At 39.5% G+C, this 20,278-nt stretch carries 17 protein-coding genes and 1 riboswitch; of the genes, 11 read left to right on the top strand and 6 right to left on the bottom strand.

Annotated features, from left to right (window positions below; translation table 11 throughout):
* The first annotated feature begins 20 nt into the window (after positions 1-20).
* Positions 21-899, top strand: coding sequence for a metal-dependent hydrolase (locus H0S58_RS02550; RefSeq protein WP_195727053.1), 879 nt, complete (start codon positions 21-23; stop codon positions 897-899).
* A 63-nt stretch (positions 900-962) separates the two neighbouring features.
* Here the strand turns inward: H0S58_RS02550 and H0S58_RS02545 are convergent, their stop codons facing one another.
* The 4 genes from H0S58_RS02545 to H0S58_RS02530 all read right to left on the bottom strand — a co-directional run bounded on the left by H0S58_RS02545 (position 963) and on the right by H0S58_RS02530 (position 4,863).
* Positions 963-1,955 (bottom strand): DUF2804 domain-containing protein, encoded by a 993-nt coding sequence (locus H0S58_RS02545; protein WP_053579650.1) that lies wholly within the window; start codon positions 1,953-1,955, stop codon positions 963-965.
* 184 nt (positions 1,956-2,139) lie between these two features.
* Positions 2,140-2,649, bottom strand: a complete 510-nt coding sequence (locus H0S58_RS02540) for a DUF1543 domain-containing protein (RefSeq protein ID WP_195727052.1) — start codon at positions 2,647-2,649, stop codon at positions 2,140-2,142.
* 344 nt (positions 2,650-2,993) lie between these two features.
* The gene (gene trpB / locus H0S58_RS02535; RefSeq protein WP_092720919.1) at positions 2,994-4,223 is read right to left on the bottom strand and encodes a tryptophan synthase subunit beta; all 1,230 of its coding nucleotides are present in this window, start codon (positions 4,221-4,223) and stop codon (positions 2,994-2,996) included.
* Complete coding sequence (locus H0S58_RS02530) at positions 4,219-4,863, bottom strand: phosphoribosylanthranilate isomerase (RefSeq protein WP_195727051.1); 645 nt, start codon at positions 4,861-4,863, stop codon at positions 4,219-4,221. The genes trpB and H0S58_RS02530 overlap by 5 nt, the downstream gene beginning before the upstream one ends.
* 154 nt (positions 4,864-5,017) lie before the next feature.
* A riboswitch (cobalamin riboswitch) is annotated at positions 5,018-5,226 on the top strand.
* Positions 5,227-5,262: 36 nt separating this feature from the next.
* Here H0S58_RS02530 and H0S58_RS02525 point away from each other — a divergent pair.
* From H0S58_RS02525 to H0S58_RS02500, 6 genes are all read left to right on the top strand, one after another.
* On the top strand, positions 5,263-7,083 hold the full coding sequence (locus H0S58_RS02525) for a TonB-dependent receptor plug domain-containing protein (protein ID WP_195727050.1): 1,821 nt from the start codon (positions 5,263-5,265) through the stop codon (positions 7,081-7,083).
* A gap of 99 nt (positions 7,084-7,182) precedes the next feature.
* A complete protein-coding gene (locus H0S58_RS02520) occupies positions 7,183-7,761 on the top strand; it encodes a cob(I)yrinic acid a,c-diamide adenosyltransferase (RefSeq protein WP_195727049.1) in 579 nt (192 codons plus the stop codon).
* A gap of 113 nt (positions 7,762-7,874) precedes the next feature.
* Positions 7,875-8,591 (top strand): glycerophosphodiester phosphodiesterase, encoded by a 717-nt coding sequence (locus H0S58_RS02515; RefSeq protein ID WP_195727048.1) that lies wholly within the window; start codon positions 7,875-7,877, stop codon positions 8,589-8,591.
* Between the two features lie 373 nt (positions 8,592-8,964).
* Positions 8,965-10,131, top strand: a complete 1,167-nt coding sequence (locus H0S58_RS02510; RefSeq protein ID WP_195727047.1) for an acyl-CoA desaturase — start codon at positions 8,965-8,967, stop codon at positions 10,129-10,131.
* Positions 10,132-10,435: 304 nt separating this feature from the next.
* Complete coding sequence (locus H0S58_RS02505; protein ID WP_195727046.1) at positions 10,436-11,881, top strand: protein adenylyltransferase SelO; 1,446 nt, start codon at positions 10,436-10,438, stop codon at positions 11,879-11,881.
* Between the two features lie 74 nt (positions 11,882-11,955).
* Positions 11,956-12,327: an MmcQ/YjbR family DNA-binding protein gene (locus H0S58_RS02500; RefSeq protein ID WP_195727045.1), complete on the top strand. Its 372-nt coding sequence runs from the start codon at positions 11,956-11,958 to the stop codon at positions 12,325-12,327.
* 53 nt (positions 12,328-12,380) lie between these two features.
* Here H0S58_RS02500 and H0S58_RS02495 read toward each other — a convergent pair whose 3' ends face one another.
* Positions 12,381-13,067 (bottom strand): response regulator, encoded by a 687-nt coding sequence (locus H0S58_RS02495; RefSeq protein WP_053579640.1) that lies wholly within the window; start codon positions 13,065-13,067, stop codon positions 12,381-12,383.
* A gap of 12 nt (positions 13,068-13,079) precedes the next feature.
* Positions 13,080-14,741, bottom strand: a complete 1,662-nt coding sequence (baeS, locus tag H0S58_RS02490; RefSeq protein ID WP_195727044.1) for a sensor histidine kinase efflux regulator BaeS — start codon at positions 14,739-14,741, stop codon at positions 13,080-13,082.
* A gap of 136 nt (positions 14,742-14,877) precedes the next feature.
* Between baeS and H0S58_RS02485 the strand changes: the two genes are divergently transcribed.
* The 4 genes from H0S58_RS02485 to H0S58_RS02470 all read left to right on the top strand — a co-directional run bounded on the left by H0S58_RS02485 (position 14,878) and on the right by H0S58_RS02470 (position 20,224).
* Entirely contained in the window at positions 14,878-15,516 is a 639-nt protein-coding gene (locus tag H0S58_RS02485; RefSeq protein WP_195727043.1) for a hypothetical protein, read from the top strand.
* Between the two features lie 298 nt (positions 15,517-15,814).
* Complete coding sequence (locus H0S58_RS02480) at positions 15,815-17,617, top strand: acyl-CoA dehydrogenase C-terminal domain-containing protein (RefSeq protein WP_053579637.1); 1,803 nt, start codon at positions 15,815-15,817, stop codon at positions 17,615-17,617.
* Between the two features lie 162 nt (positions 17,618-17,779).
* Positions 17,780-19,561 carry an acyl-CoA dehydrogenase C-terminal domain-containing protein gene (locus tag H0S58_RS02475; protein ID WP_195727042.1) on the top strand — a complete coding sequence of 594 codons (1,782 nt, stop codon included), beginning with the start codon at positions 17,780-17,782 and terminating at the stop codon, positions 19,559-19,561.
* 165 nt (positions 19,562-19,726) lie between these two features.
* A complete protein-coding gene (locus tag H0S58_RS02470) occupies positions 19,727-20,224 on the top strand; it encodes a phosphate-starvation-inducible protein PsiE (RefSeq protein ID WP_053579635.1) in 498 nt (165 codons plus the stop codon).
* The last annotated feature ends 54 nt before the right edge of the window (positions 20,225-20,278 follow it).

Raw genomic sequence — 20,278 nt, 5'->3', positions numbered from 1 at the left:
GGCCATTTAAGTAAAATAATATGAATGCCATTATGCAATATCAAGTAAATCCTGTGGTTCGAAGTGATCTTGACTTTAAGCTCGATGAGATTCCCCGTTTTTGGTTTGGCGGAGATCCATTTATTACCCGTATGTTTGATGCATTAAGCTTGACCTTCCCTGATGGCGAACGCTATTTCATCCAATCTGTGCGTTTGTTTCGTGACCAAATTAGCGACCCCGATCTAAAAATGCGTGTCGCTGATTTTATTCGTCAGGAAGCTCAGCATGGTATTGCACACGACAAAATGAATCAGGTCATGAAAGATCAAGGCATGCCTGTGGACCAATTTATTCAGCGCTTAAAAAAAATATTCAAATTTGAATTGGAACAGCGTTCTCCGCAATACAACATTGCTATGACTGCAGCAGCTGAACATTTGACCGCACTGATGGCAGAAACTTTTTATGGAAATAAAAATACCCTCAAAGATGCACATCCCTATGTACGTGCTTTACTCGCTTGGCATGCCATTGAAGAAATGGAACACCGCGATGTAGCTTTTGATGTCATGAAGCAAGTGGGTGATGTACCTGAATCATTGCGTAAATTCACCTTGGTCTGGACCACATTTCTAATGTTTGGATTCACTCTGTACCGTACTAATATTATGCTTAAATACGATGGATATACTGCCTTAGAGCGCCTTAAAATGAATATCAAAGGCTTGCCTTGGTTTTTTGGGAAAAATGGCTGTATTGTACAAATGAAACAACAATATCGAGATTGGTTTGACCCAGACTTTCATCCAAGTCAGCATCCTATTATTGCCCAGTATGATGTTTGGGTAAAAACCTTAGCAGAAACAAATGATCCAATTCAGGCCGGTGAAGCTTTTTGGCAAGCCGCAAAAGGTTAAGCATTTCCAAGCGAAAAAAACCAAGTTTTCATCACTTGGTTTTTTTAGGTTTAACTTGATCCATTACCATTTGGCATAATGTTGTTCTATTAAACCATATTCATTGGAAAGTATAATTTCTTGATCATCTTGCTGGATACTACCGCTAATTTTGGCCTGCCACTGGCTAAACTGACTTCCAACCCATCTTAAATTGAGGTTTTCATAACGACGCCAACCTGTTTCTACCGTCAAATTAAGTTTTTGATCAAGCGATCGAATGGTCCAACATCCTTCAGATTGCAATTGAAATAAAACATCACTTTGCGGATATAAAATCCCATTGATCCATAAACAATTCTCATTGCCAAAACTTTCATTGACACCCGAGGCTAAATTTAAACCAATACGATTATTGTGTGTATCCCAAAAATTGCAAGATAACCAAAACCAAGCCGTTTCTGGTCGCAGAAAACCACAGGTATCATCTAAAGAAGCAAAGGTTTTTTCATTGAATTGAATGGTTTTTCCCTGCTTGTTCATAAAATACCCTTCACAAGTTAAGGTGGTTAACTTTTGGGTATATGTCCAACCATTGGTTCCCGTTGGACTACACATGCTTAAAGGGTCTGTTCCAGCGCAAAAAATACGTGCACTCAGTTTAATTTCACCATGTTTGGTGACATGGATATAACGCACACCGTTGGCATGTTGCATTTCAATTTGAAAAGGTGACTTTGAAAAAAAGCTTTGGCTATACAACGGTTGCTCATCGACCGAGGTATGACGTGCCAAGAAATGTGTGGCATTCCATTCTAAAACTTCATCGGTTTGATGATTATAAATATAGATAAAACCATGTCCTGCCCAAGCAATATCGGCAATTGCCAAGCCAATCGTGTAATGCTCATGCTGAATACAACAAAACTTAAATTTTTTATATTTTAATTTTTTACGCCAGCCTTTAAGTACATCGCCATAGGGCGTTTTATATTGATACTTATTTAAATCGATACTTCGAGGAAGTGTACTAAAGCGTCCATAATTAAGTTGCCCATTTGATTCAATCAAATCCATTTATTAAATTCCATCTAGCAAAGAGATTATAAGTTGTTGGTCTAATTATGCCCTGATAATGCGCATTTAAAATGACTCCTGCTTTTATTTCATCGAAAAAATACAAAAAAATTTAAGTTATTCAATTTCAAACTTAAATAAAAATAAGTGGCTGAACCCTAAAATCAAACTCAAAGTCAGACATTTAGATTGTGAGATAGGTGTTTTCCCAACGATTGCCACAAAATGTGCCTTCTTTTAATTCAACATAACGTCCGTGAATTTGATCAATCGCAATACAATCATCAATCTCTAAAACTCGATCAGTGTGCGGCTTCTGCCATTGCGCAGAAAAATACGCTTTACCACGCTGTTTTGCGACCATTCTGTTTTGTGCAACGACTAAAATATAACGATGTAATTCACCAAATTCACGCGAATCATAGCCACCTAAATTGATCAGCCAAAGTTTATCATGGGCCTGATTCGGCTGAGTATTTGTGAATTGGATTTGGTAGTGTCTACCTTCAAATTCGATGCCATTTATTTGCGCCCATGCATCAATATGTAGACCTTTTTGTTCAGCAAACCATGCTTGTTTTAATTGTGGATAAACATCCTCAAGAGAGTCGCCCACGGCCAAGACCACATCGTGGACTTCTGTATTGGCACGAGCATGACGGCCACCGAGCATGACAATAAATAGGCTAGGCATTTTCTGCTCCTTTTTAAATTAAAATGCACATGCGGAAGTTTTACAATTTATAGTTCAAGTAGATCATCATATTACTTTGGTTTCGCTCAAAGTCGTCAAAGACATTTTTTATGTTTGCGAAACTCGGTACACCCTATCTTTTCAGCTCACTCTATCGCAAAAACTGTATATTTCAACTGACCGTCTACCCCAAACAATTGCAAATGGTCTTTTCATTCATCCAATAACCATATTAATTTTCAAAATTTTCAGCTTTAATTTTTTAATCCGAATGCTATACATGACAAAAAAAACGTGCTGAGCTTTCACCCAACACGATTCTTAAATTCAAGAATGTTAAGAAATTACATCTCAACCATTTCTACACCATCAATACGTGCAACCGTCATTAAATCTTTATCACCACGACCTGAAACGGTCGCAATAATAATTTGATCTTTAGACATGGTTGGTGCAAGTTTCGTCACATACGCCATCGCATGTGCACTTTCAAGTGCAGGAATAATGCCTTCAATTTGCGTCAAATCACGGAAACCTTGTAAAGCTTCATTGTCAGTAATCGGCACATATTGAACGCGATTCATATCTTTCAAGAAACTATGTTCAGGGCCAACTCCAGGATAATCAAGTCCCGCCGAAATTGAATGCGTCTCCATAATCTGACCTTGCTCATCTGACATGAGATAAGTACGGTTGCCATGCAATACACCCACATGACCTGCATTTAAAGGTGCAGAATGTTTTCCTGTCTCAATACCATGACCTGCGGCTTCCACCCCATACATTTTCACATCTTCATCATTCAAGAATGGGTAAAACAAGCCCATTGCATTTGAACCACCACCGACACAAGCAACCAGTGCATCTGGCAGGCGACCTGCTTGTTCCTGAATTTGCTTACGTGCTTCGCGACCAATAATGGATTGGAAATCACGAACCAATTGTGGATAAGGATGTGGTCCCGCTACAGTACCAATCACATAATAGGTGGAATCTACATTAGTCACCCAATCACGCATCGCTTCATTCATGGCATCTTTCAATGTTTTAGAGCCACTTTGTACGGGTACGACAGTCGCACCAAGTAAACGCATACGGTATACATTCATAGCTTGACGCTTGACGTCGTCAGCACCCATAAATACGACACATTCAAGGCCTAAACGTGCAGCAATTGTTGCAGTCGCTACACCATGTTGTCCTGCACCTGTTTCCGCAATAATACGTTTTTTACCCGACAACTTTGCGAGCAATGCTTGACCAATCGTATTATTGACCTTGTGTGATCCGGTATGATTTAGGTCTTCACGTTTTAAATAAATTTGCGCGCCGCCTAACTCTTTTGACCAACGTTCAGCATGATAAAGTGGGCTAGGACGTCCCACATAGTAGGCTAAATCACGGTCGAATTCTGCCAGAAACTGTGGATCATCTTTCATGCGGAAATAAAGCTTTTCTAAGTCTTCCAAAGCCGCCATCAGTGTTTCTGACACAAAACGTCCGCCATGGATACCGAAATGCCCTTTGTCATTCGGGAATTGGGTATAGTCAATCACCTGATTGTCGTGATTAATACTTTGCTGATCCACGTTGGACTCCTTGCATAAAGTGTTCAATGAGTTGTTGGTCTTTTATACCTTTTGCGGATTCTACGCCTCCGCTCACATCGACTGCATAAGCACCAGTCGTTTTTATAGCCTCTTCAATATTGTCAGGTTTCAGTCCACCTGCCAAAATTAAAGGAATATCCAATTTCGGGAACTGCGACCAATCGAATTGATGCCCAGTTCCGCCTTTAAGATCAGGATGCCAAGCATCCAATAATACGGCACTTGCACCCGCATGTTGGTAGTTTTTTATAATTTTTATAATATCAAGGTCTGGTTTAACCTGAATGGCCTTGTACCAACGGCGTCCTACAATTTTTGCAATATCGTGGCACTGTTCTGGAGATTCATCGCCATGAAATTGTACGATATCCAAAGGCACATTTTTTAAAACTTGCAAAATTTCGTCGCTGCTTGCATTTACAAACAAGCCGACCAACTGAACATAAGCGGGTATGTGATGGGCCAGTTGTTGCGCTTGCGCGAATGTCACATAACGAGGACTAGGCGCATAAAATACAAATCCTATCGCATCTACACCGGCATGTACGGCTGAATGAATATCTTCAATTCGCGTGATTCCACAAATTTTGGCACGAGTCCGCATACAAGTCGCTCTATGTTTTGGTTTTAAATTTAGCCTAAATCAACCAGTCTAAAGATTGGAGGCAAATCATTGTAATGCAATTTTAAAAACTTGAGTAAAGTTCATCCTCAATATTATTTACATACATTGTGTAATTCACATACAAACTTTATACTGCGCGCAAAATGCAGCAAGTCTAAGCATTCGCTTTAGGGAAGTTGGTGAAAGTCCAATACTGCCCCCGCAACGGTAAAAATGAAAAGCATATCAATGAAATCTTTTTTAAGATTGACACCACTGCACGACCGTGTGGGAAGGTGGATATGCAAATATCCTAGATATTACATTTAAGTCCGGAAACCTGCTTGTTGCGCCTTTAACTCAATCATTCACGGGGGGTGAATGTATGGAGCCTAAAATATGTCTAATTTATTTCAACCGACGGCACTTGTGGGTGCAATCGCTATTGCTATGGGTTTTTCGGTATCTGCACAAGCGAATACTGATTCTTCTGTAAAGGCTTCTTTAGAAACTTTGGTGGTTACTGCTTCTCGTTCAGAGCAAAAAATCAGTGAGGTTCCTGCGCGCATCAACATTATTGAGCCGAAAATTCTTGAACAATCACCTATTGCCTCTTTACCACAACTATTACAGACCGATGCTTCTATCAATATGGTACAAAGCGGTGGCTATGGGCAAACAGCTTCTATTTTCCTACGTGGTGGTAATTCAAATCAAACCCTTGTTTTAAGAGATGGTGTGCGACTAAATTCAGCAACCTCTGGTACTGCATCCCTAGCATTTATTGATACAACAGATATTAAACAAATTGAAGTACTAAAAGGACCTGCATCTGTCTTATATGGTACTGATGCAATTTCTGGCGTTGTACAACTCATTTCAAAAACACCTGAAAAAATTTCAGCTTTTGTGACAGGTGAAATCGGCGAAGATAAAACTTATAAATCAGTTGTTGGTGCTGACTTAGCAGAAAATGGTTTCTACGCACAAATTCGTGGTCAACGCTTAGAAACTGATGGCACACCTGTAAAAGACGTAAAGAATGCACCTGATGCCTCATTTAATCAAAAAGGTTATAGTGCAAAAGTAGGTGTTGATAAAGAGCGCTATGCAGCTTCCGTTGATTATAGTGAGAATAAAGGCTATAGCGATTACGATAACTACGGCGCTCTCGTTTCTCAAGACTTCAACAATGAAATCATTAATATCAAAGGTCGTTTAAATGTTCTTGAAAATCTAGCGCTACATGCGCGTTTTTCTCAATTTAAAGACGAAATAGATCAAAATAATTCACCCGATTTTGTACATAGCAAAACCCAAGAATCAGAAATTTATGGCCAATGGGACTTTACACCACATCAAAATATCTTAGTTGGTTTGACACAGCGGAATATTGATGGTGATATCCTTTCATTTGGTTCACCTTACCAAGAAGATATTGATTCAACAGGCTATTATATTCAGCACAAATATAATCAAGCTGGATTAAATACCCAAATCGGTATCCGCGTTGAAGACAATGAAAAGTTCGATACACATACTGTTGCTCAAGGCTCTGTTCGTTATCAAGTTTTACCATTAACAAGTATTTATGCAAATGTCGGTTCTGCCTTCAAAGCACCGACACTGAATGATATGTACGGTTATGGTGGTAATACTGAGCTTAAACCAGAGGAAAGCATTTCATACGAAGTTGGTATAGACCAGAAACTAGCTTATAACATTTCAACGGGTTTATCACTGTATACAACAGAAGTCGACAATCTAATTGATTTTGATAATGTTCTGAACCAAATGACAAATCTTGAAAAAGCCAAAATGGAAGGTAGTGAGCTTTATGTAAAATGGCAAGGTGAAAATCTGTTTACAAATTTAAGCTATAACTATGTCCGTGCTAAAGATAAAAAGACTGATGAAGACCTAAGTCGTCGCCCTCGCCAAAATATTTCTTTAACAACAGGTTGGGCAGATGAGCGCTATACATTCTCAACGACTTTACTGGCAAATGGTGATTATGATAATAGTGCCTTTGACAATGTTCAAATTCCAGGACATTTCCGCGTAGATATGCATGGACAGTACAAAGTCAGTAAAAATATAGATATTTTTGCAAATATCCAAAATGTAAGCGATTCAAAATATCGTACGGCTTCTGGTAGTGGCAGTTACTACATCAACGGTGGTCGCCTAGCCTCTGCGGGTGTGACATTCCGTTACTAAGATCTAAACTCAAAAAATACATTTAAAACAGCGCAGTTTATGGATAATGTTTTGACCGACATTATCCTTTTTTATAACTTTAAAATTCTAGGAAACACTATGGGCCACCGTTTAAGTAAAATTTACACCCGTACAGGCGATTCAGGCACAACAGGACTTGGTGATGGTTCACGTGTTGCCAAAGATGATTTGCGTATTGCTGCTTTAGGCGATGTCGATGAACTCAACTCTTGTATTGGTGTGCTACGTGCCCAAATTACAGCAAGCTCAATTCAAGATAAAACAATGTGGGATAAGTCTTTAAGCTTAATCCAACACTGGTTATTTGATCTTGGTGGTGAAGTGTGTATTCCAAATTATCATTTGGTTTTGCCTGTTTCTGTAGAGTTTTTAGAAACTGAAATAGACCGTATGAATGAAACGCTCCCTATGCTCAAAGATTTCATCTTACCTTCAGGCAGTCTGTCTTGTAGTTATGCACATCAAGCGCGTTCAGTTTGCCGTCGTGCAGAACGAAGCCTCATGACGGTTCAGAGCCGTGACCAAAACATTCAACCTGCGTCATTACAACTTTTAAATCGTCTTTCAGACTGGCTCTTTGTCGCTTCACGTGCTTTACAACGTGCAGAAGGTGGCAGTGAAGTGCTTTGGCAAAAGAACATCAATGACACGATTTAATGATAAATCACTGTCTAAAAGTAAATTTTTAACAGTATGATAAAATGAAGTTATTGCTAAAACTAAGATTTAAACAATTACTAGACAGATGAAAATGAATATGTGAGTTCATTATGAGAATTATCGGACATCGTGGCGCGCGTGGTGAAGCACCTGAAAATACCTTAGCTGGATTTCAATATATTCACGCTTTAGGCATCCGTGCAGTTGAATTCGATGTTCGACAATTAAAAGATGATGAACTCATTATCATGCATGATGATAATTTTTTAAGAACGACCGGAATAGATCAAGCACTTTATGATTTAAACAGCACTGAATTAGAGGCCTATAACCAAGCCAATATCTGGATGGATTGGGACACACAAATCACTCCAACTTTAACGCAAACTCTAAATATTATTCATGATTTTGAACATATTGAAGTGGAAGTCAAAGCTGTTGCAACCAAAATTGAAGCGGAAAAACTCGTTTTAGCGTTACAAAAACAACTGCAAGGTTTTGAACAAACTGCCGTAATTACCAGTTTTGATTTAAAAATTCATCAAGCTTTAGAGCAGCAAAAATCGAGCTTTAAACGCGGCCTGTTAATTGAAGAAGATATTAGGGAACTTGCCATTGAACAAGCTTTACAGCTGGGTTGTTGTCAAATAGGCTGGATGAATCAACTTGCAACCGATGAGATGATTCAAGCCACACAAAAAGCGGGATTATCTATGAGCGTTTGGACAGTCAATGATATTCAACGTGCAAAGCAGCTTCAAAAACTTGGCATTGATGGGCTAATCACAGATTTCCCCAAAATGATGTTAGAGAACCTACACCCTTAAAAAAGATAAAAATATATTTGGTTTTTGGATTCACAACCTATATGTATTGTTACAACAATCATTGATAAAGCATTGATCCTCTTGGTGTGATCAAATAACATACACTCTCAAATCAAATAATCCTTGTGGTTGTATTTTTAATTTGCTTTATCGTCCTATCGCTGAGATGCAAATAAGTCCTCTTATTCTTCGGTAAAATCAATCAATTCCTGCTGTGATTCTGTTACTGTTGAGTACAATACAACTGTACAATAATGTTAGTGAAAATTTATTCGCTCATGTTAATATCGATGAATCTTAATCCTTATAAAATGTATTGAATTAAGACATTTATTTACCTTACCTTTAAAAGGTTCTAGGAGTGCTGTTGGAGATGAATGCTCCCTTACCCAAAGCCCCAATTAACTGGATTGCAGTATTCGCATTGGTTCTTTTACCAATCGTGGCTGTAATTGCTCTCCCTTTGTATGCTTATCATCATGATTTTAGCTTAGGCGCATGGATCAGCTTATTTGTACTACTTGGTGTGAGTAGTTTGGGAATTACTGCGGGTTATCATCGCTTGTGGGCACATCGTGCTTATGAAGCCAGTTTGCCATTAAAAATTATTTTAATGCTAATGGGGACTTTTGCCGTTCAAAATAGTATTTTGTTCTGGGCATCGGGTCACCGTACGCATCATCGCCATGTCGATGATATCGATCAAGATCCTTATTCAATTAATAATGGTTTTTGGTATGCGCATATTGGATGGATGCTTCGCAATTATCCAGCAGCAGAATCAAATTATAAAAATGCACCCGACTTACTCAATGATAAAGTCGTCATGTTCCAAGATAAATATTATATTCCCCTTGTCGTTGCAGTCCATGCGGTTATTTTAACCACAGTGGGTTGGGCTGTGGGTGATATGTGGGGTGTATTATTATTGGGTGGCTTACTTCGTCTCATTTTAAGCCATCATGTGACCTTCTTTATTAATTCACTTTGTCATATGTGGGGCAAACGTCCATATACCGACGAAAATACTGCACGTGATAATTTCTGGTTAGCCATCGCCACTTGGGGTGAAGGCTACCATAACTATCATCACATCTTCCAATACGACTACCGTAATGGCGTAAAATGGTGGCAGTATGATCCAACGAAATGGCTGATTTGGTCATGTTCAAAATTAGGCTTAGCCAAAAACTTACGTCGTATTCCAAGCTTCAATATTAAAAAAGCTGAATTGGCGATGCGTTTTAAATACGCAGAACAAGATTTAGCGGTGTATGGTCATAATGTGAATGAAGATTTAGCCACTGCAAAACTTCGTATCGCACAAGAGTATGAAGCATTTACACATACCTTAAATGACTGGGCGAAGCTCAAAGAGCAAGAAATTCAAGCCAAAAAAGCATCTGTAGCCGAAAAAATTCACCAAATAGACCACAAGCTTAAAGTGGACTATCAGTTGGTTGAACAACGTCTGGCCCATCATCGCAATAGCTTAAAAATCTTGGTTCGTAGCATCAAAAAGAATCCTGCATCTGAATAAATAAAGAATAAGAATAAGCCCCCATTTTTGGGGGCTTATTTATTTATAGAATAAAATAAGCTGCATAAAAATAAGGCTGAGGCGTTCGTCCAAATGAGCAAAAATACGTAAAAACTTAGATTAAATCTTCTAAGTAATGACGACCTACTTTTTTGATTGATACAGAAATACAACTTTGTGTTTGAACATAAAATGAAATCACATCATGCGACGTTGTATTGTACATTTTTATCCCTAAATTCTCTTTCGTCAGATTGCAAGTTTGCTATAGTCAACCTCATCTTCTTTATCTTTAGATTGTCTTATGCAATTTAATCCGCGTTATGTATTGCTCAATCCCAAGCTCTTTCATCATCAATTGCCGAAACCATTAAAAAGTGCAAAAGCGGGCCATTTTAATGAAGCACTAGCGCATCAACTCCAGTGGTCAGATCAAGATAAAGCCCAATGGGTAGAAATTTGTAGCGGACAAAAAACGTTTACTGAATTTGAACCACTCGCGATGGTGTATGCAGGCCATCAATTTGGTCAATGGGCAGGACAACTCGGTGATGGCCGTGGTTTACTGATTGCTCAAATACTGGATCAAAACCATCAAACCATTGACTTACATTTAAAAGGTGCTGGCGCTACGCCCTACTCACGTATGGGCGATGGACGAGCGGTATTACGTTCAGTCATTCGAGAGTATTTAGCAGGTCATGCCTTAAATGCCTTAGGTGTTCCCTCTAGTAATGCAGTCGGTTTTACCTCATCAGAACAAGGGGTACAACGTGAAAAATTAGAACTTGGCGCCATGATGTTACGGACTTCAGACTGTCATATTCGCTTGGGTCATTTTGAATGGATTAATCAATATCAGCCTGAATTACTGCCAGAATTTGTCGATAAATGTATTGAATGGCATTATCCAGATTGTCTTAAAGCAGAACAGCCGGTTCTCGCTTTTGCGACTCAAGTGATACAACGCACTGCTGTCATGATTGCAAAATGGCAATTGGTGGGATTTGCACATGGTGTAATGAATACTGATAATTTAAACATCACAGGTTCAACACTGGATTTTGGCCCTTATGGTTTTATGGAAAGATTTCGACCGAATTGGATCAACAATCATTCAGATCATCAAGGCCGTTATACTTATCAACAACAACCGAGTATCGGACACTGGAATGTATGGAACTGGCTGAATAATCTCATTCCACTCAAAAAAGACTCTGCTGAAAAAGAGCAATTCAAAGCTGACTTGGCTCAATGTTTAGAACATTTTGAAACCACCTTTTTAGAACACTATACTTTGGGTTTATGTCAAAAAATGGGACTTCCACCCATCCATAAAGACAGTTTTAATTGTGGCATAGCATTTTTGCAAATTTTACAAACGGAGCAGCTTGATTACACAGGTAGCTTCCTGCGCTTGCAAAATAAAGAATATGAAGCGATTAAAGATGATTGCTTAGACCGACGTCAATTTGAAAGCTTCCTGACACAATATCAAGCAATTCGTGGGCATCAGGAAATTGCTGAATTGGACCAAGAGATGCAACTTGCCAATCCGCAATATATTTTACGCAATCATATGCTACAAATTGCGATAGAACGTGCAGAACGTAACGACTTCTCGGAAGTAGATCGGTTGTTTAACTTACTCAGCCAACCCTATTTAAAACAATCAGATTTAGAGCGAGTTGAAGATTTAAAACCCTTACCTAGTGATGTAGCAGAAATTATGGTGAGTTGTTCATCTTAAACTTATTCACAAAAGCTGGATCAACTGTGGATCATTTAGACATTATCCACAACTCCATTGAGTAGAGTGAGCTTATGTTTTTACATCAACTTGCCTTAAAAACAACACGAAGCTTACCTGAAGTAACTGTGACTCAGCCTTTTGGTGAGGGTTATGATGTCTTTAAAGTGATTGATAAAGTGTTTATGTTGAGCTTTCATTTACATAATAAAGCCGCAATCAATTTAAAAGTTGATCCTGATCATGGGGCCATGCTACGAGATATTTATCCTTACATCCATACCGGTTGGCACATGAATAAACAGCACTGGATTTCTGTATTTGAAGATGAGCATTTGGATGAAGATTTGGTTCAAGACTTAGTTCTAAACTCTTACCATTTGGTGGTCAACAAACTCAACAAAATGCAGCAAAAACGGATTGCTCTATTAAAATCGGCGCCATAAAAAAAGGCAGATAAGCATAGCGTATCTACCTTTTAATTCTTCTTTAAAGGCGATCAATCTTCAGGATATTCAAATCGATAACCTACCCCATAAACGGCCTGAATCCATTCATGACGGTTGCCCGTTTCTGCAGCATCAGAAATTTTGCGACGTAAATTTTTAATATGACTATCAATGACACGGTCTGCAACATCAAAACTGTCTGGATTAATATGATCAAGCAATTGCGCACGTGAATAGACTTGCCCCACATGTTCAAGAAATAATTCCAATAAACGAAATTCCGTTGGAGTTAAATTTAAAGTCTTTTGTTGATACCAAATCCGTTGCTGGGCTTTGTCCATACGAAATAGACTATTTTGCTCAGGTTCAGCTTGACGATCCAAACGTCGTAATACCGCCTGCACACGCGCCACCAGCTCTTTTGGGCTAAAAGGCTTACAAATATAATCATCCGCACCCATATTTAAACCCAAGACACGGTCAATTTCTTCGGTTCGTGCAGTCACCATAATAATCGGTAAATCTGACTGTTCACGTACTTTACGGCAGATGGTCAGACCATCCATACGCGGCACCATCAAATCCAAAATCATTAAGCTCGGTTTACGCTGCATAAAGCTCTCATAGGCTTCTTGGCCATCATGAAACATGCTGACTTCAAACCCTCCAGCTTCCAGATAATCTCGCACCAATTGTGCAAGTTCAACTTCATCTTCAACCAGCATGACATGTTTCATGAATCTAATTCCTTATGAATCTAATTGTTTTGGAAAAGTGAGTCTGCATCGCAAACCACCCAATGGAGAATGTTCAAAACTTAATTTCCCACCCAATGCTTGGGTAATTTTAACAGATAATGCCAAACCTAAACCTGTGCCACCTGTACTGCGCGTTCGTGAATCATCAACTCGATAGAAACGTTCGCCTAAACGCGTCAACTGCTCATCACTTAAACCCAGTGGCGTATCATCTACAATCACACTCCATTCCGTTGCGGTTTGTTGTGTATGAATATGTACTTTTCCACCCGCTTCGGTATAACGAATACTATTGCCCAGCAAGTTGACCATAATTTGTTTAAAGCGATCTATATCTAATTGTAAATTTGCGCCAGTGCCTTGAATAGAAATGGCTAAATCAGCTTGGGCAAATTTAGGTTTAAAGTTTTCAACTTCCTGTAACACCACATGCCATGGATTAACATCAGCCAAATAACAGGTCAATTGCTGTGCTTCAGCTTGCGCTAAATCAGCCAAATCCTGTGTCAGCTTTTTCAAACTGGTCACTTGACGCAGCATCGACTCAAAATGCTCAGGGGTGGGTTTACGAATACCATCCTGCATCGCTTCGATTTGTGCTTGCAACACAGCCAGTGGGGTTTTTAACTCATGTGAAGTATCAGCTACCCACTGACGGCGTGATTGTTCATGCTGATCTAAAATAATAGCCAGTTGATTAATTTCATTGGATAAATCACCCAATTCATCATTACGATTGATTTTGACCTGATGCTGATAATGCCCTTTGGTCAATTCACGGGTTGCATTGAGCAAGCGTTGAATCGGCTTTTTAAAATAGGTGGCAAGCAACAAAGCCGCGATTAAACTGGTTAAAAAGGTTAAAGCATAAACCAATAATAAATAACGTTTTTGATTACTAAAGAAATTAATACTTAGGGCATCATCTTGATCAAGCACTGGCTTTAAGCCCAAATAACCAACCACTTTTCCATCGACTAAAATGGGGCGATAAGACACTGGAATATCTGAAGGTTCACCCACCACAAATTGCTTATTGGCATCATACAAAGACAATCGTGAACTGAGGCCTAAACGGTCAGGCAAAGAAATAAACTGCTTTTTTTTGTTTTGATTTGGAATGGCTTCAGGCGATGGCTGTTCCGCTTTTTTATCCGAGCGAAACATATTCTTATTGGAGCTTAAAGGAAACTTGAGTCCCTCGAAAGGCTGATATTCTGAGGGTAAGTTCAACTCAATCATCTTAAGCTCTGCTTCATCTAGAATCGGCTTAGGTTGTCCAGTTTTGTCTAAGTTGGGAGATACATTCAAGATTGAGTTATCTTGAAAATATCGTTGTTGCAACGCAATATCGTACTGACGACGCAACCACCACCGAGATAACTTGTCATAATCATCTGGATCAGCTTTACCTTCAATTTGAAGAATTTGTGCCTGAATGGCATTGCCCCAGTCATGATAAACCGTATACACCCCTGCCAAATTATTCATGACATGATCCAGCTTTTGCATTTCAACATCGGCCACATATTTGGCAAAATTCTTTTGCATGGTCCAATGCAGCACCCCCAAACTAATGGTGGTAATGACTAATGTACTCAGCAGTACCGTCAAAAATAAGCGTAGGGCAATTGGAATACGGCGAATATTCAAAAGCAAGGTCTCAGTATTTTTCTCAGTTTATGATTGTAGCGAACCCTGTCTTAAAAAACTCTTCATTGTTTCTTCATCATTATTATTTATTCTTTAACTCATCTATTTATATTATTTTTCATTCGAGATAAAAACAATGAATACCATGACAAAACTTGCTTTAGTGGGTGCCAGTATCGTCAGTATCGGTGCATTAACAGCCTGCCAATCTACCGATTCGGCCAAAGGAAATCATCATCCGCGTATGATGAAAGATCATTCATCGAAACATGAGCATAAACTTACAACTGAGCAACGCGAACAATTCCGCCAAGCACGGGGTGAACGTAAACAAGTTTTCGAGCAAATTAAAAAAGCGTGTGATGGCAAAGCTGCCGGACAAATCGTGCAAATTAAAGCAGGCGATAAAACGTTGGATGGTACATGTGCCATGACATTTAAAGCTGATCACAAAGCCATGAAACAGCATGGACAAAAACATCATATAAAAGGCGAATACCGTTCAATGCGTGCTGATCAAACTGGTTCCATTCATCTGCAACGCGGTGAACCGATTACTGATGCCAAACGAGCCGAATTGACCAAGCAGTTTGATCAACGTTTAGCTGAACGCCAAGCGAAACAACAAGCCTTATTCAAAGCGTGTCAGGGTCAAACTCATGGCAAGACCGTTCAGGTCAAATTGAACACGCAAACGATTAATGGGAAATGTGAAGTTCGTTTCCAGTCAAAACCTACGGCCAATCACTCGCCTAGCGCAAAAGCAATGCTATAAAAATTGAATTCAAATATGTAAAGGCGCATAAATGCGCCTTTTTTTATTGGACATAAAAATTTACGTATTTGACTATTTATCACATTCAAAAAAACAGAAAAGCATTTACACTCAATATACTTAGCTATTTCAAGTTATAAATCTTTGACTTTACAGTCACCAAGAAAAAGCATGCAAACGCTTGTACCAAACCAGAAGATGTTGCACGATTAAGCCATAGAAATACGTGTCCTTTTAGGCATGTTTCAAATTTTTATTAAGATTATAAGCTGGTTAAACCAGTATTGAGGAAAATGATATGCCACAATACAAAGCGCCCTTACGTGATATGCAATTTGTTCTACATGAATTATTAAATGCTGAAGAACATTATGCAAAACTTCCTGCCTTTCAAGACACCGTAAGCCGTGAGCTGGTTGATCAATATTTAGAAGCTGCTGCTGATTTCTGTGAAAATGAACTTTCTCCGATTAACCAAGCAGGCGACCGTGAAGGTTGTACTTGGAATGATGGTGTTGTAACAACCCCTACTGGTTTTAAAGAAGCCTATCAAAAATATATCGAACTGGGCTTCCCTTCTCTTTCTGCGGAAGAGCAGTACGGTGGCCAAGCTTTGCCGGTCTCTTTAGGCAACGTTATTTCAGAAATGGTGGGTACTGCAAACTGGGCTTGGGGTATGTATCCGGGTCTTTCTCATGGTGCAGTACGTACTTTAGAACACCACGGTTCTGCTGAACAAAAAGATGCTTATTTACCCAACCTTGTTTCAGGGGTTTGGACAGGCACCATGTGCTTGACGGAATCACATGCAGGTTCTGACTTAGGGATTATTCGTACCAAAGCTGAACCGAATGCAGATGGTAGCTATGCAATCACTGGCGAGAAAATTTTTATCTCTGCGGGTGAACATGATATGGCTGAGAACATTATTCATATTGTTCTTGCACGTCTACCAGGTGCGCCTAAGGGCACCAAAGGGATTTCATTATTCATTGTACCTAAGTTCAATTTAAACACCGATGGTTCAGTCGGTGAACGCAATGCCGTTCGTTGTGGTTCAATTGAACACAAAATGGGAATCCATGGCAATGCAACTTGCGTCATTAACTTTGACAAAGCTCAAGGTTTCTTGATTGGACCTGAAAACCGTGGTCTAAACTGTATGTTCACCTTTATGAACACTGCACGTATTGGTACAGCGGTACAAGGTCTTGCAGCCTCTGAAGGTGCTTTCCAAGGGGCTCTTGCCTATGCAAAAGACCGTTTAGCTATGCGCTCACTTTCTGGTGTTAAATCCCCAGAAAAAGAAGCAGATCCTATTATTGTCCATCCTGCTGTGCGTAACATGCTTTTAACGCAAAAATCTTTTGCTGAAGGCGCACGCGCATTGGTGTACTTGTTGTCTTTACATGCGGATGTGGTAGAAAAAGGAGCAACGGAGGAAGAACGTAAATCTTCTGACAATATTCTCTCCCTGCTTACTCCAATTGCAAAAGCCTTCTTGACTGAAACTGGCTCTGAGTCTGCAAAACACGGTGTTCAAGTGTTTGGTGGTCACGGCTTTATTTCAGAACACGGTATGGAACAAATTGTTCGGGATACCCGTATTGCCTGCTTGTACGAAGGCACTACTGAAATTCAGGCACTGGACTTGTTGGGTCGCAAAGTTTTGGGTACTCAAGGTGCAATGCTCAAAGATTTCACCAAAATCATTCATAAATTTGTTGAAAGCAATAAAGATAACGCGGCAATGCAAGAGTTTGTTGCACCGTTGGCTGCTGTTAACAAAGAATGGGGTGATTTAACTATGCAGATTGGCATGCGTGCCATGCAAAACCCAGATGAAGTGGGTGCTGCTGCTGTAGATTATCTTTACTTCTCAGGCTATGTGACATTGGCTTACCTTTGGGCACGTATGGCTTTGGTCGCTCAAGAAAAACTTGCTGAAGGGACAACAGACGTTGATTTCTATAATGCAAAAGTGACTACAGCTCGTTTCTACTTCAAGAAAATTTTGCCACGTGTACGTTCACATGTGGACGTGATTGCAGGTGGTGTAGAGCCATTACTGGCTTTAGATGCTGAACATTTCGCGTTTTAATCATAATTTAATGTTGCTTGCAACGATAAATTAACAAAGGAGGACTGGTCAGTTTTGACCGTCCTTTTTTTATGCAATCAATGCTACATTTATGTCATTCGATACAACGTGACATTGCGTTTTATTCATTATTTAGTACACGCACAACATAGGTAAAAAACAATGCCAATTTATAATGCACCGCTTGCAGATATGAAATTTATCCTAAATGATGTTTTTAATGCAGAGCAATTCTGGCAAGCCAATGAAAACCTTGCTCACATAGATGCAGCAACAGCTGAAGCTATTCTTGAAGAAATGGCAAAGTTTGCACAAAATGTGACTTTACCACTGAACCGAAGCGGTGATGAAGAAGGCGCAAAAATTGAAAATGGTCAGGTCACTACACCTGCTGGTTTTAAAGAAGCCTTTAAACAATATGCAGATGGCGGCTGGATTGGTTTAGGTGCAGATGAAGAATGGGGCGGTCAAGGCATGCCAAAAATGCTGACTGTGCTTGCTGATGAAATGCTATTCGCGACCAATCCATCTTTTCTGCTCTACCCGCTGCTTTCTGTCGGTGCAGGTATGGCATTAAATAGTTATGCATCTCAAGAACAAAAACAAACCTATTTGCCGAAAATTTATTCAGGTGAATGGTCGGGGACGATGTGCCTAACAGAACCTCATGCAGGTACTGACTTGGGGATTATCAAAACCAAAGCTGAACCTCATGCTGATGGTACTTATGCGATTACAGGAACTAAAATCTTCATTACAGGTGGAGATCATGATCTAGCTGAAAACATTATTCATTTAGTTCTTGCAAAAACACCTGATGCACCTGCAGGTTCACGTGGTATTTCCTTATTCATCGTGCCTAAATTTATCGTCAATGCAGATGGTACTGTAGGGGAACGCAATGCGGCAGGTCCAGGTTCTATTGAGCACAAAATGGGGATTAAAGCCTCCGCGACCTGCGTGATGAACTTTGATGGTGCAACAGGCTATCTTGTTGGTAAAGAAAATGAAGGTTTGGCTGCCATGTTCGTGATGATGAACTACGAACGTCTATCTATGGGCCTTCAAGGTTTAGGTGCATCTGAATTTGCGTATCAAAATGCAGCACAGTATGCCACTGACCGTATTCAGGGACGCAGTGCAACTGGGGTTAAATCTCCTGCAAAAGCAGCAGATAGCATTTTAGTACATGGCGATGTGCGTCGTATGTTGTTAAATGCACGAGCAAATAATGAAGCATCGCGTGCATTTGCCGTTTATGTCGGTCAACAACTGGATATTACCAAGTTCTCTACTGATGCCGAAGCGGTAAAAGCTGCAAATAATCGTGTAGCCCTGCTGACGCCAGTGGCCAAAGCCTATTTAACTGATACCGCATTTGATGCAGTCATTGATGCACAAATGGTCTTTGGTGGACATGGTTATATTCGTGAATGGGGAATGGAGCAATGTGTACGTGACCTTCGTATTTCACAAATTTATGAAGGAACCAATGGCGTTCAATCGCAAGATTTAATTGGTCGTAAAACCATTAAATGCGGTGGTACTTTTATGGCGGAATATATTACTGAAATTCGCGATTTTGCCAATGGTTTAGATGCAACGCTTAACTTTATTAAAGATGCGACACTTGATGCAGCAACTGAAGTTGAAGCAGTAACTGAGTATATTATCGAAGCTGCGCGTGAAAATGCTGAGTTTCCGAATTCAGCCGCAGTAGATTATTTACACGCGGTCGGTCTTCTCAGCTTCTCTTATATGTTTGCAAAAATTGCGAATGCTGCTCAAGCCAAAGAAGGTGATTTTTATCAAAATAAACTGGCGCTTGCACAATATTTTGTACAACGTATTTTGCCTGAACTGGATATGCGCATTCATAAAGTAAAAGCGGGCGCAGAAGTAATTATGAACTTCTCTGAAGACTACTTCACAAACCAATCTTAAAATAAAATGACATCAAACGCCTGCAAATGCAGGCGTTTTTTATTGCGCGTATTCGTCCTCCACCTCCTGTTGAATGATGTTTTTTTTATTGTCTGGTATTCATGTGCATGAAATTTGCATGCGTTTTAATGAATATAAATGGCGTAATACACAAGTGAATAAACTATGACGAAGCGAAATCCAAAAGTTGAAATGATTGAAACATTCCTCGATAAATTAGGCAATTTAGCCGTCGAAACTTTTCATTATATCGCCCTATTTATTATTGGCTGTATGGTGGCATGGTCAGCTGTTCATACCGTTATTGATATTTTAACCGTCAAACAATATGCCACTATTGATGACATTTTATTATTATTTATCTATTTAGAACTGGGAGCAATGGTCGGAATTTATTTCAAAACCAATCATATGCCAGTACGATTTTTGATTTATGTCGCTATTACAGCACTCACCCGTTTGCTGATTTCAGACATCCAGCACGACCATAAAGCTGATATGGATTTGGTGATTATTACTGGCTCAATTTTAATTCTTGCCTTTGCCATTTTAGTGGTGCGCTTTGCATCTTGGAATTATCCCTCAGTCATTCGAGATAAGCATAGTGAAAAACCCTTGGTTGAAGCGAAAACACCGCGTCCACAAGATGATGAGTTGGCATAATATAGGCTTATCATTTGGCTGAATACGTTAAACACCAATGCTTTTTATGCTGGA

This window comes from Acinetobacter sp. TTH0-4 (assembly GCF_015602665.1).
Classification (GTDB): Bacteria; Pseudomonadota; Gammaproteobacteria; order Pseudomonadales; family Moraxellaceae; genus Acinetobacter; species Acinetobacter albensis.
The sequence above is the reverse complement of the archived record's forward strand: the minus strand, read 5'-3'. Positions and strand labels throughout refer to the sequence as shown.

What these genes read in the sequence shown, in the direction of transcription:
- H0S58_RS02550 (WP_195727053.1), top strand. Translation starts at nt 21, where the DNA reads ATGAATGCCATTATGCAATATCAAGTAAATCCTGTGGTTCGAAGTGAT.
- H0S58_RS02480 (WP_053579637.1), top strand. Translation starts at nt 15,815, where the DNA reads ATGCCACAATACAAAGCGCCCTTACGTGATATGCAATTTGTTCTACAT.
- H0S58_RS02510 (WP_195727047.1), top strand. Translation starts at nt 8,965, where the DNA reads ATGAATGCTCCCTTACCCAAAGCCCCAATTAACTGGATTGCAGTATTC.
- H0S58_RS02540 (WP_195727052.1), bottom strand. Translation starts at nt 2,649, where the DNA reads ATGCCTAGCCTATTTATTGTCATGCTCGGTGGCCGTCATGCTCGTGCC.
- H0S58_RS02505 (WP_195727046.1), top strand. Translation starts at nt 10,436, where the DNA reads ATGCAATTTAATCCGCGTTATGTATTGCTCAATCCCAAGCTCTTTCAT.
- H0S58_RS02530 (WP_195727051.1), bottom strand. Translation starts at nt 4,863, where the DNA reads ATGCGGACTCGTGCCAAAATTTGTGGAATCACGCGAATTGAAGATATT.
- H0S58_RS02475 (WP_195727042.1), top strand. Translation starts at nt 17,780, where the DNA reads ATGCCAATTTATAATGCACCGCTTGCAGATATGAAATTTATCCTAAAT.
- H0S58_RS02525 (WP_195727050.1), top strand. Translation starts at nt 5,263, where the DNA reads ATGTCTAATTTATTTCAACCGACGGCACTTGTGGGTGCAATCGCTATT.
- H0S58_RS02500 (WP_195727045.1), top strand. Translation starts at nt 11,956, where the DNA reads ATGTTTTTACATCAACTTGCCTTAAAAACAACACGAAGCTTACCTGAA.
- H0S58_RS02470 (WP_053579635.1), top strand. Translation starts at nt 19,727, where the DNA reads ATGACGAAGCGAAATCCAAAAGTTGAAATGATTGAAACATTCCTCGAT.
- H0S58_RS02495 (WP_053579640.1), bottom strand. Translation starts at nt 13,067, where the DNA reads ATGAAACATGTCATGCTGGTTGAAGATGAAGTTGAACTTGCACAATTG.
- H0S58_RS02545 (WP_053579650.1), bottom strand. Translation starts at nt 1,955, where the DNA reads ATGGATTTGATTGAATCAAATGGGCAACTTAATTATGGACGCTTTAGT.
- H0S58_RS02520 (WP_195727049.1), top strand. Translation starts at nt 7,183, where the DNA reads ATGGGCCACCGTTTAAGTAAAATTTACACCCGTACAGGCGATTCAGGC.
- H0S58_RS02485 (WP_195727043.1), top strand. Translation starts at nt 14,878, where the DNA reads ATGAATACCATGACAAAACTTGCTTTAGTGGGTGCCAGTATCGTCAGT.
- H0S58_RS02515 (WP_195727048.1), top strand. Translation starts at nt 7,875, where the DNA reads ATGAGAATTATCGGACATCGTGGCGCGCGTGGTGAAGCACCTGAAAAT.